The sequence below is a fragment of the Nocardia sp. XZ_19_231 genome (assembly GCF_015355705.1).
GTDB lineage: Bacteria > Actinomycetota > Actinomycetes > Mycobacteriales > Mycobacteriaceae > Nocardia > Nocardia salmonicida.
The window spans coordinates 1-11,817 of the sequence record NZ_JACUZI010000009.1; the positions used below are offsets into that span (position 1 = coordinate 1).

An 11,817-nucleotide genomic window follows, 5' to 3' on the forward strand; every position below is an offset into this window, starting at 1 on the left:
AGAACGTCGCCGAAAGTCTGACCCGAGGCGCTCGCGTCATCGTGAGTGGTCGGCTCAAGCAGCGCTCCTACGAAACCCGCGAGGGTGAGAAGCGCACTGTGGTCGAGCTCGAGGTCGACGAAGTCGGCCCCTCGCTGCGCTACGCGACCGCGAAGGTCTCCAAGGCCGGGCGCGGCGGCGGACGTGGAACCGCTGCCGCCGAGGCCAGTTCGGTCCCTGCAGAGGACCCATGGGGCACCTCGCAGCGCCAGGACGACGAACCGCCGTTCTGATCCCCCGCTCTGTGGTGTCCCTCTCCCATACCGAGAGGGACACCACACATCGGCCGCGAGCACCAGGAGCGGCTGAGCCGCCGACCTTCCCCCAGCCCCGTACCGCCAGGCCCGTAGAAGGGCAACGCGGTACGGGGCTTGTGCTTTGAGCGCCGACCGCCGAGGCGCGGACGCTGTCGGCCAATGAGCCTGCATGCGGCGAACCGCCGAACGCCCAGCGTCACTCCCGCCGAGCGCCGCCGATCGTCGACCGCCGAGGCGCCGACCGTGCTGCCGAGCACCTACCCGATGACCGCCGAAGCCCTCAGCCTCACTACCGCCGACCGCCGTGCACCCAGCCCGGGGTACGACGAACCGCCGACCTCCCGACGTGCCGAGCGCCGAACCGCCGACCCTGGCCGCCGAGCATCTACCAGCGACCGCCGGGGCCAAGGCGCCCGCTCGCGCGGCGAACCGCCGAACCCCGTGGGCGCCGAACCGCCGACCGCGGTTGCGTGCCCGCCGAGCACCGTCCGTCCGTGCTGCGAACCGCCGAACCACCCCGCCTCGCTGCCGCCGAACCGCCGACCGTCGTGCGCCGAACGCCGTGCGCCGAACGCCGAACGCGGGGGTGCGCCGAACCGCCGAGCGCCGAGCGCAGCCGACCATCACCAACGGAGCAGAGCCGCTGTGCATGGTGAGCGCGAACTCGCGTCTGCTCCCCCAAACGAGGTCGAGCTCTCGAGGCAGCGATCTCCACCCCAGGACCACACGAAAACCCGCGGAACCGAATTCCCATACAGCGCTGCAGCATCGGAGCTGACACCCTCACAGTTGTCCGTTCCAGTTCTGGTTGGCGAGGCCCGCGCGCCTGAGCAGCAGCTCGCCATCTAGACATGAACGCCCAGCGGTCGATCCGTCCAGGTGCAGTTGGCGAAGTCGGCGCGGTCGGCGGTAAGACCCGCCCGGGTGCCGCACCTCCAGCTCCGCGAAAGCCCTCGTCGCCCACTGCGGCTCGCCACTTACACCTGGACTTCGCCACCCACTCGCCAAATACACCTGGACTTCGCCAACTACATCCGGACACGACAACAGTCCGTGTCGCCTCCCCCAATCCCCCGTCACAGTCATAACTTTCCACACACCTCTTGCACTCTGGAGTGAAAAGCGGCCATTTGGCCGCTACATTGGGCGTAGTGATGACCGTCCATAAGCTCCATGCGGGGGACGGCTACGTCTACTTGACTCGTCATGTGGCTGTGGGCGACACCACTGAGCAGTCGAAATCGAAGATCGTCGACTATTACAACGCCAAAGGCACTCCCCCAGGCCAGTGGTTCGGCGCGCTGACAGCGGCCGCGGGAGTGCGATCAGGTGAGCAGGTCACCGAGGACCAGATGATCCAGGTCTTCGGCGGGGCGTGGCGGCCGAATCGCGGAGCCGACCTTGTGGCGCTTGCAGAACAGCAGCGCCGGAACCCCGACCGATGGGAGCTGTCCGCCAAGGCATCCCGCGCCGCCGCGCTGGGACGACCATTCAGTGCCTTCGACAACTCCAGCGAGCTCGTCCAGGAGGTACTCCGCCGCAGCGCCGACCACAAGGCCGCTCACGGCGAGTATCCGGATGCCGCGATCTCGCTCACGCTCAAGCGTGAGGTAGCCACAACCATCCTCACCCGCACAACGCCGAAATCGCTGCTCACCGTCGAAGAGACGGATCGGTTCATCGCCGAGGCATATTCGAAGGTCCGGCGCCCGGTGGCTGGATACGACCTCGTATTCACACCAGTCAAGAGCATCAGCGCGATCTGGGGTCTCGGCGACGCAAGAATGAAGGAAGCCGTCGAGCGGGCTCACCGCGAAGCTGTCGACGAAACCCTGGCCTACATCGAGGACAAGGTCATCTACACCCGCCGCGGCGCCGGCGGCGCGAACCAGGTCAAGGCCGATGGTCTACTCGTCGCGCGATTCGACCACTGGGACAACCGTGCATCCGATCCGAACCTTCACACACACTGCGCAGTGGTCAACCGCGTCATGGCCAAAGGAACGTGGACCAGCATCGACGGACGCGTGTTGTACAAGGCCGCAGTCTCGGCCAGCGAAACCTACAACACCCTGGTGATGGACAAAGTCGCACGTCTACTCGGTGTCACCTTCGCACCGCGCTCGGACACGTTGACCAAACGCCATCCTGTCTACGAAGTCCAGGGCGTCCCGCTGTCCTTGATAGAGGAGTTCTCACGACGCGCCCAGATCGAGACCCGCCAAGCGGAACTGGCTGAGATCTATCGTGCGCAGCACGGCAAGAACCCGCCCAAGCGCACCCAATACGCCCATGCCCAACGCGCAACACTCGACACTCGCAACAGCAAGAACCCGCCGCGCAGTCTGGCTGAGCTGCGCGCAGAGTGGCGCAGTCGCGCTCAAAAGGTGATCGCCGCAGGCCACGTCCACGAAACCCTGCTCGACCTTGACCCGCTCACTACGGTCGAATCAGCCGGGGACCGTCGGCCGCGGTTTCACCGCGACGCGGTCGGCGACCTAGCCCGCGCGACTGCGGACAGGCTCTCGCGTGAGGCTGGCACTTGGACTCGATACACGATCGTCGCCCAGGTCCAGCGCACATTGCGCGCCTTCTCCTTCGCCTCGCCCGGGGATCTTCACCAGGCCGCCGAGCAGATCAGCGATCTCGTGCAAGACACCCTGAGCCGACCCATCCACGTAGAGAGGCACGCGGCGCCACCAACGATCGCCGAACAGGTCTCCGATACACATCACCGGCTGGAGTCCGAGGAGTACGCGACGATCAGGTACACCTCCGAACAGGTGCTCGAGGCCTGCGACTACATGCGCACCGCCGCGGCCACCGACAGCGAGCTCGCGATCTCCACCACGGCAATCCGCCGACACGTCGCGTTGGTTCAAAACCGCACTCGCAGCGAGTCTGGGCCCGCCGATTTCGCGCTCAGCGACGACCAACTTGCCATGGTCGATCACTTCCTTCAATCGCGGACGCTCGTAGCGGTCGCCGTCGGCGCGGCCGGGTCCGGCAAGTCCACCGCCGCCGAAGTCGTAGCCCGAGCGTGGGAATCGACCGGAGCCAAGGTCATCGCGCTCGGCCCTTCCGCCCAAGCAGCCGAAGTTCTCGGTGACCGCCTTGCCGTCACCGGACGCACGATCGCCCATGTGCTCACGTGCGCCGAAAATGGGCTACCCACCGGAATCAGCACAGGTGACATGCTCTTGGTCGACGAAGCGGCCATGGCCTCAGCGCGCGACCTGGCCGATCTCACCGCGCTCGCTGAATCCAGCGGCGCGGTCGTGCGACTCCTCGGCGACCCACAACAGTTGGCCGCCGTCGAATCCAGCGGTGTGCTGCGCGATCTCGCCGAACGCACGAACGCCCCGTTCCTCAGCCGAGTTCATCGATTCGTCAATCCGGAAGAAGCCCAGATCAGCCTCGCGCTGCGCGCAGGCAGCGCTGACGTTGTGGACTGGTACGCCGACAATGACCGAATCAAGTCGGCGATGAAACACCAACTCCCGGAACAGCTCTTTGCCGACTACGCCGCCGATATCGCTGCAGGCACCCTGGCCATCATGATCGCACCCACCCGTGAGATGGTCGGCGCCCTCAACGAGCGCGCCGCGCTGCACTACCGCAGCACAGGCCATGTGTCCGGTCCAGAAACCGAGTTGTCCGATGGCTCGCGCGCGGCCGCAGGTGACATCGTCGTCAGCCGCAGAAACACCTCCGAATTCCCGGTCAAGCGACCCGGGCGAAAGAACTCGCGGGTCCGCAACGGCGACCTTTGGACCATCACGACCGTCCACCCTGACGGGGCTCTCACCCTGGTCAACAACGCGAACTCCGGACACGTCTATCTGCCCCCTTCCTACGTCCACGAACACGTCGAATTGGGCTACGCGAGCACAATTCATAGAGCGCAAGGCCTCACAGTGCAGGTGTCGCGGGTCATGGCCGATCAGCACGCGATGGACCGGCAAGGGCTCTACGTCGCGATGTCTCGCGGTACGGAAGCGAATGTCGTCTACGTCCCGGACGATGCACTGCCCGACTACGACTTCGAACATCGCCCAGATCCGCACCCTGATCACATTCAGGTACTGCAGACCATCATCGAGCGCGACGGATCCGAAGAAACCGCGCTCGTTCAGCTCGAGCGCGCAGCCGCGCTCGATCGGTCACTCCCTGAACAGATCCGCAACTACCTACACGCGGTGACCGCGCTCTACGACACCTACACGCGCACGCAGCTCGGCCGCCGATTGACACCTGAACAACTCGCATTCGTGGTCGAATCCGATGGCTGGAGCCAGGTCGTGAAGCTCGTCGCCGCCGCAGAGACTCGCGGCCAGCCGAGCCGAGAAATGCTCGATCGCGCAGCGCGTGCTCTCAAGCAGGCTGGTGCTCAGCAACAGTTCGACGAGGACGACCACACCCCCGCGAAAGTGCTCGCGGGCGCCCTCCGCGCTGCTCGCCCCCAAACCCGCTATCGACGCGACGATCCGCTCATGGTGCTCAATGTCCCTGCGGTTTCCTCCGCCGCGGCCGTCGCAGACAAAGAACTGGCAGCCTATGCACGGGGACTCGGCCGGCGGATGCTCGCTGACGTTCACGCTGGCGCTGCGGCAGTCGAGAACGCTCCGCCGTCCTGGGTCGAGTCCCTTCCGGATCCGGGATCAGACCCGCGACGGGCAGCGATCCACCACGAACTGATCACCCGGGTGGCGGCACACAGGCTCGCCCGCGGAATCGAACTCGATGAACCCGACATCATGGCGGGCCTGCCCGTCAGCGGCGCTGTGTCCAAGCTGATCGCCACGCTCGAAGACCCAACCCCGGCACAGCGGACGTTCGCCGCGATGTCGGACAAAGACCTCGCACGCTCGACAAAGGCCGCACACGCTCGGGTGGCGCAGAGCAAGCAGATGGTCCGGCAACTGGAGTCGACGCTCACTGAGGCCCAGCAGAGGCCTCGCGAAGCCTTCGCACGAACGCATCTGACCGAGATCGTTCAACGCGGGCAAGCCGTCAAAACGGCACAGGCCGAGATCTCCGACGCCGACCTCATCGCAGCTGGGACCTCGGACCCAGCGACGATCACCGCAGCTCGTGACTCAGCGTTGGCCGCTGTCGCAGCGGCTCCTGCCCTCGCCGACTGGGAAGCGGCTCAGTTCGCCGCGGAAACACTCGATGAGCAGTACCACCGGATCGACCTCGCGTGCGAACTCGATTCCGAGCTCATCGAAACGGCGACTGCTGCCCTGACTAGGGCGACGACGGCGTTGGGACTCAACCGTCGCCACGCTGCGGTGTTGGATTCCGAGACCCAGCTACGCGGCAGTGGACCTACCGACGCGCAGCTGGGAACCGACCTCAACGCAGGGCCCGCCCTGTAGTCAGACAACCAGGGCCGGGCATCTACCGCTCGAACTCGTCTCGCCGCTGCTCTGGCTGCGCTTGGGGCGCGAGCGGATCCCCGGTGACCCGGTAGTCCTGCCCGCCAGCACGAGGCACGCGCCCTGGGCGAGCTGCCCCGGACTCCGCCGCCACGATCTGGCCGATGGTGTCCTCATCGAGCCCAGCCGCGCGCAGCCGCTCGGCGCGCTGCTCTTCGTCCTCGAGCTCGCGCGTCGCCGTGGTGGGCTTTTGGGCATAGAGCTCCGCGTAGTGCGCGTGCATCGCGGCCAACGGTTCGACCGCCCGGTCACGCAATTGCAGCGCGCGCCCCAGTTCAGCGCGAGCCTCGTGCGCGGATGCGAGCGCTGCCAGCGTGAGCAGCAGTTGGCGCATCAGCAGCATCGACTCGTACAGCGGGTCCCCGCCGGTGCGGCGACGCAACTGGGTGAGGGTTACCGCGACCCAACCCAGATCCGGCATGCTCTCAGGTCGCGCAGAACTCGACCGCCGAGCCGAGTCCCTTGGCTGCGCCGACCGGGTCAGCTCGTCGGCAGCGTCGGTGAGGACCCCGCCGTCAGGCTCTACACGCGCCGACCACGCCGAAAACACCCCAGCGGCCCGTCCAGCCGCCCACTCGTATGTCTCACGGTCATCGGATGGAATCTGCCGCAGCTCTTTGTTCCACTTTTCCAGGTCACGAGCCGCCTGCAGCCACAACTTCGGATTGTCGAGGTCAAGGCTCTCCCTGCCGGGCTTTCCCTCACCGCGCAGCGCGGCCACTGCCGCTTGACGCTCTTCCGGCGTGTCCTCCCACTGCTCACGCAGAGCTGGCAGTCCAAGTCCGCCCAGACCTTTGGCCCCGCCGAGCCGAGGCCCAATGGGGCCATCGTCACCTTCGAGTTGATAGCTGTACCCCACCACCTTGCCGCGGCCGAACCGAGCCGTCACCGCGACACCAGACGTCTGGCACCGCCGCACGAACTCAGCTTCCGTTTTCGACGCGACCGCGCAACTTCGAACTGTTCTCCTCAGCACTTCACGTTCGGTGGAGTTGCTTCCAGTCCGTGCCGCACGCTCTACCTCTGCCCGCGAATTTCCCGAAAGCGCCCCACCCTCTTCACGCGACGCCAGAACCTGCAACCCGTGGCGGTGCTCCAGTCTGTTGGCGACAGCCTGTGCCATCGCGAAGTCCCCCCGCGGGCGGCCGGTCTTCGGATCTCGGAAGTAGGTGTCAACCGCCGACCCGTCCTCACGCACCAAGCTGGCAGCGATGTGGACGTGGTCCTGCCCGTCTCCCGTCTCACCGGAATGGCCATGGCGAATCGCAACCCAACGTGCTTCTGCCACATCACCATCGCCGACAAATCCCATCTCGGCCATGAAGTCGTTGATCAGGTTGCTCCACTGCTCATCCGTGAGTTCTTCACCCGGGTTCAATGAGAGGATGCAGTGCCAGACCGGCGCATCCCGAAGCACACCCTTCGCGCCCTTGTCAGGGCGCTCGATCACATCGGTGCCTTGGCCACGCTGTCCCTGCGCGGGCTTCGCACGCATCTTCACCGTGGTGCCGTGAAGCTTGCGGGGAATCTCGATCTCATTCGCGATCGCGAGCGCGGCGTCACGAGAAGCTCGCTTGTCGGCGGGCCCATCGAACGACGCCAACCACTCCGGCCGCATCACGGTCGCAGATCCCGCAATGACATGTCGGTGACGATGTTCATTGGCACGACCCTCACCAAGCAGGTAGACCACCAACCCGCCCAGCTTCTGCCCCCGCTTGATTTTCGGGATCAACGGCGCACGACCTCCTTCGCGGCCTCATCCATCCGCGTCGCGATCTCGCGAATCATCTCCATGACCTTCTTGTGCTCGACGAGAGCCTCTTCCAGGTCGTCCAAGATCTCCCCAGTAATCCCTGCGGCGTTGGCCGCATGGGCAATCTGATTCATGTTCGCGCCGAGGTGCGACAACTGGGCATTGCTTGTCCGATCAAGAGCGCTCGTGGCCGAGAGCACGGTGGCAGCCAACACCTGCCGCTGCGGCCACGGCAACCACGGCCCTGACTCGGCGGTCGTCCCCGTCGGATTCAGCGCGCTCTTCACCAGGTACCACGGCACGGTCATGCTGGCCTTGGCCGCCGCCGACGTAAGCATTTTGAATTCTGACCCCGACACGACGACCTCTATCGTGTGGACGCCCTCCTCACGCGGGATGTTCGGTCGCCGCTTCCGCGTCCGCCGGGCAGTCACAGTCCGCGCGCGTCGCGCGCCGTCAGCACCACCGGGCGTGACCACCTCACCATCGCCGAAATCGGCCATCTGACCCCTCCTGATCTCCTCGAAAGCCCAGTGCAACGCCGTTCACCACTACGTGGAGAACGGAACCTCGCCCCTGCGAGGTCCATATTTACCCTGGGTAAATGTTATCTTGCTCTGCCGGGGCCCGCCACAATAGCAACCAGATCCACCCTCTCACTCCGCCCTGATCAACGCGCCCAGCTCGACACACATCAATCACCGACCAGACCTGAAAGAACCGACACCGACCACCTCGGGGAACGTGACAGCCGCGGACTTCAGCCATGCACCAACGCCGATCCCCAGCAGCTCATCTCGGCGAACCTCCAAACGACGCACGGCGCTCGGCACCTCAGCACGGCGGTCGGCGCTCGGCACGGCGGCGGTCGGCGGTCGGCGGTCGGCGCACGGCGCACGGTGGTCGGCGGTCGGCGCTCGGCACGTCGGCGGTCGGCGCACGGCGCACGGTGGTCGGCGGTCGGCGCTCGGCACGTCGGCGGTCGGTGCTCGGCGGTCGGTGGTCGGTGCTCGGCGCACGGCGGTCGGCGCACGGCGGTCGGCGGTCGGCGCTCGGCACGTCGGTGGTCGGCGGTCGGCGGTCGGCGCTCGGCGCACGGTGGTCGGCGGTCGGCGCTCGGCACGTCGGAGGTCGGTGCTCGGCGCACGGCGGTCGGCGGTCGGCGGTCGGCGCTCGGCACGGCGGCGGTCGGCGGTCGGCGCTCGGCGCACGGTGGTCGGCGCACGGCGGTCGGCGCACGGCGGTCGGCGCCTCGGCAAGTCGGCGCTCGGCAGGTGGGCGCTCGGCGGTCGGCGCACGGTGGTCGGCGCACGGCGGTCGGCGCACGGCGGTCGGCGCACGGCGGTCGGGCACGGCAGGTGGGCGGTCGGCAGGTGGGCGGTCGGCGCACGGCACGTCGGTGGTCGGCGCACGGTGGTCGGCGCACGGTGGTCGGCGCACGGCGGTCGGCGGTCAACACGTCGGCGGTCGGGAAGCTTGAGACTCAGAGGACCGATTCGGTGGGGCAGCTCCCTGGGTCGGCACACTGAGGCGATCACGCGCCGCGATCAAGCGCTTGGGACGCGGCTGCGCTTCGGTGCCGGAGTCACGTCGCACGGCGGTTTAGCGCAGCAGGTGCGGCCATCCCGCGCCGAGCCGAGCAGTCGGATGTCATGAACACAGCACTGTGCTGGCCGGCGGCCGCCCGCAGACCGCGACGCTCCGCGGGCTGTCTCCAGCAAGTAGCGCCGCGTCCAGCCGTGGCGCCCTCCGTGCGAGACAGGCGGAAGCACAATCGCGGCGAGGCTGTCGCCGACGGACACCTCGGTGCACCCCCGATTGAATGGGTCCAATTGGACCCATTCAAAGACGGCGGCAGGGGATGATCGGCGCCCGCATCACCGATGGAAACCCAGTACCAACCGAACTGTCACTGTGACGGACGATAGAAGCAGTCGCGCCAAAACGATCGGCGCGTCATACTGTCAGACGTGATTGCCCACTCATTGTTCATGGCTTGCGACCATCGAGGTTGCAAGGCTTTCCTCGAGGAGCTTGAGCAGCGAGCAGCCGAGGAGGTACTCCGCGAGACCGCGAGCGCGTCAGGCTGGTGGATGGGTAAACGCGGAGAATTCTGCCCGGATCACCACCCGGTTCGTCGCTTCCACTGAGTACGCAAGAGGGGCCCGACTGAAATGTCAGTCGGGCCCCTCTTGCGTACTCAGTGTTAGTTCAGATTGGGCAGGTGTGGCTTCGCGGACTTGACGATGCGCCGCACACTTGCCTCGTCACACTTCATCTTCTCGGCGATCTGCAGGTTCGATTCGCCTTCGAGCTTCAACGTCAAAACCGTTTTGACCAGATCCGGCGACCGCCGCCCGGTCCTGCAGATTAGCGTCACAGCCCTGTCGACCTCATCTTCAACCTCGTTGGGAACCACCGCGAGAGTGCCCCGAACGACGCTCACCCGCGACGCACCAGCGGGGCTACCGACAGGACGCGGCGGCTTCGTGGAACGGCTGGCATGCTTGATGGGCGCCGCGGGCTGGACGGCGCGCTCGGGTTGAACGCGGGATAGCGTCGAGAGCGTGCGCGCTGCCGAGCCAGTAGGCGCGGCCTCGGTACCGTGCGAACGGTCTTCGGCGGGCGCAGGCTGCTCCTCGGTCGAGCCCTCGTGTTGCGCTGCAACCACTTCGCTGCCGACACCGTCGGTCTCCACGTTCATATCAACGCCCGACGGGTCGGTTACTCCGAAGGCATCCGGCGCCGCTTCTTCGTGACGCGCCTCGACAGCTCGCTCGTCGCCAGCAGGCGCTACGACGGGGGTCGCCGCACTGTTCTGCGCTGCATCGGCAGTGTCGTAGCTGGGAAGTGCTGCGGAGTGGTCCACCTGGATATCAGCACTGACCGGCGCCGACATCTCGTCCGTGCGCCCTTCGGCCCGCAGCGGCTGCGCGACGGAGAAGTCGACCGGGACTTCCGCCTCCGGCAGCTGCACTCGTCCCGCCGATGGAATCGGGGTGGTGGCTGTTGCTTCTAGATCCATCGGACTGTCCGCATCGGCGAGGGTGAGGCTGTCCACCGACGACAGGTCATGAAGTTCTACCGGCCCCATTGCGGCCGACGCTCGTTGGATCGCGACGCCGTAGCGTTCGGAAACCGCGTTGTGGATGAGCAGAGCAATGCCGATCATCACTGGCGCAATCGAGTTCGGAAGGAGCTTGTTCAGTTGGAGCGGGCTGACGTAGGGGTAGCAGTTGAGACCGATGCTGAGGCCCAGCAATGTCAGCTCAGCGGTGACGACCTGGTTCTTGTTGTTGTTGACGCCCCACTCGGCGACCGCATTGGAACCGACCATGATGACGACCAGGCAGGCGCTGATCATCGCCTCCAGTAGGTAGCTGACCCAGTACAGCGGGTCGCTCGGTCCAGACGGTGCCAGGTTGTGTTGGACGTTGACCGCCGAAAAAACCATGCCAGCGACGACGACCCCGGCCAGCACACGCAGCGACCACTTCCGTTGCCGATACAGTGCGGCCAACTTAGCGGCCGGCGAGTGCTCGCGGCGCTGTGCAACCAGGGCATTGTGCGCGTCGATCTGGTCCCGGTTAGTGGACTTTGCGATGGCACGCTCGGCTGAACGACGCTGTCGGCGCAGTCTGGCCCCGTGGCGGATCGAGCCCACGCGTTCCTGGCGGGTCATCTTCCGCGCGTAGGCCTCAACTTGAGCTTCCTTCGCGAGCTCCTCGTCTGAGCGTGCCGCACGGAGAGCCGGATTGTCTTGCAGAGCGAGCCGATTCTTGGCCCTTTCGACGAGATCGGCGAGGTCTGCCTCGTCGCTGCGAGTTCTCAGTTTCATTCGCTCTTGCCCTCGAGGAGTCGGGTGATGATCGACCGGATCTGTGGTCGCGCAGCGGTGAGATCGTCGGCGAGCTCGCCGCGGTTGGTCGCGTTCAGCTCGTCACTGGCGGTATCGATCATCGTGACGATGGCGGCCAGAGTGAGCGCAACGTGCGCTTCTGCCGCGTTGTCGCCCTGGCGGCTGAGGCGGATCGCAATGCGGGCTTGGAGCGCATCGTCCTCGACAAGTTCCTCCGCCAAGGCAATCATGGTTTCCCTGTACGTGCAGCGACGGCGGCCGAGATCCCTTCCGAGACGTTTGCGCGCCTTCTCCAGCTCATCGTAGAGGTCGGTGTCCATGTCGACCGACGTGTGCATTGGCCAGCTCCCCTTCTGTGCCCAACGCTCGCTCGTGGGCGCGAATTGCGCATCTGCGCGTTTGCGCGTCTGCTCAAAAATTGTACCCAGACTCGATCCTTGAGCGCCAGTGTTCGCGCCAATTTTT

General features: G+C 66.1%; 7 protein-coding genes. 2 read left to right on the top strand and 5 right to left on the bottom strand.

The window, feature by feature from the left end; genetic code table 11:
• Together IBJ82_RS29120 and mobF are read left to right on the top strand one after the other, a co-directional pair.
• The coding region (locus tag IBJ82_RS29120; protein ID WP_194829190.1) for a single-stranded DNA-binding protein at positions 1-272 on the top strand (272 nt) is incomplete at its 5' end.
• A 1,178-nt stretch (positions 273-1,450) separates the two neighbouring features.
• Positions 1,451-5,677, top strand: a complete 4,227-nt coding sequence (gene mobF, locus IBJ82_RS29125) for a MobF family relaxase (protein WP_194829191.1) — start codon at positions 1,451-1,453, stop codon at positions 5,675-5,677.
• A 22-nt stretch (positions 5,678-5,699) separates the two neighbouring features.
• Here mobF and IBJ82_RS29130 read toward each other — a convergent pair whose 3' ends face one another.
• The 5 genes from IBJ82_RS29130 to IBJ82_RS29150 all read right to left on the bottom strand — a co-directional run bounded on the left by IBJ82_RS29130 (position 5,700) and on the right by IBJ82_RS29150 (position 11,690).
• Positions 5,700-7,472 carry a hypothetical protein gene (locus IBJ82_RS29130; RefSeq protein WP_194829192.1) on the bottom strand — a complete coding sequence of 591 codons (1,773 nt, stop codon included), beginning with the start codon at positions 7,470-7,472 and terminating at the stop codon, positions 5,700-5,702.
• Complete coding sequence (locus IBJ82_RS29135) at positions 7,469-7,996, bottom strand: MobC family plasmid mobilization relaxosome protein (protein WP_194829193.1); 528 nt, start codon at positions 7,994-7,996, stop codon at positions 7,469-7,471. Before IBJ82_RS29135 ends, IBJ82_RS29130 begins: the two co-directional genes overlap by 4 nt.
• Before the next feature lie 331 nt (positions 7,997-8,327).
• Positions 8,328-8,933 carry a hypothetical protein gene (locus IBJ82_RS29140; RefSeq protein ID WP_194829194.1) on the bottom strand — a complete coding sequence of 202 codons (606 nt, stop codon included), beginning with the start codon at positions 8,931-8,933 and terminating at the stop codon, positions 8,328-8,330.
• A gap of 766 nt (positions 8,934-9,699) precedes the next feature.
• Positions 9,700-11,331, bottom strand: coding sequence for a hypothetical protein (locus IBJ82_RS29145; protein ID WP_194829195.1), 1,632 nt, complete (start codon positions 11,329-11,331; stop codon positions 9,700-9,702).
• Positions 11,328-11,690 (bottom strand): hypothetical protein, encoded by a 363-nt coding sequence (locus IBJ82_RS29150; protein ID WP_194829196.1) that lies wholly within the window; start codon positions 11,688-11,690, stop codon positions 11,328-11,330. Before IBJ82_RS29150 ends, IBJ82_RS29145 begins: the two co-directional genes overlap by 4 nt.
• Positions 11,691-11,817: the final 127 nt, after the last annotated feature.

Excerpts from the sequence above, each read along its gene's own strand:
- IBJ82_RS29150 (WP_194829196.1), bottom strand. The coding sequence starts at position 11,690 with ATGCACACGTCGGTCGACATGGACACCGACCTCTACGATGAGCTGGAG.
- mobF (WP_194829191.1), top strand. The coding sequence starts at position 1,451 with ATGACCGTCCATAAGCTCCATGCGGGGGACGGCTACGTCTACTTGACT.
- IBJ82_RS29135 (WP_194829193.1), bottom strand. The coding sequence starts at position 7,996 with ATGGCCGATTTCGGCGATGGTGAGGTGGTCACGCCCGGTGGTGCTGAC.
- IBJ82_RS29145 (WP_194829195.1), bottom strand. The coding sequence starts at position 11,331 with ATGAAACTGAGAACTCGCAGCGACGAGGCAGACCTCGCCGATCTCGTC.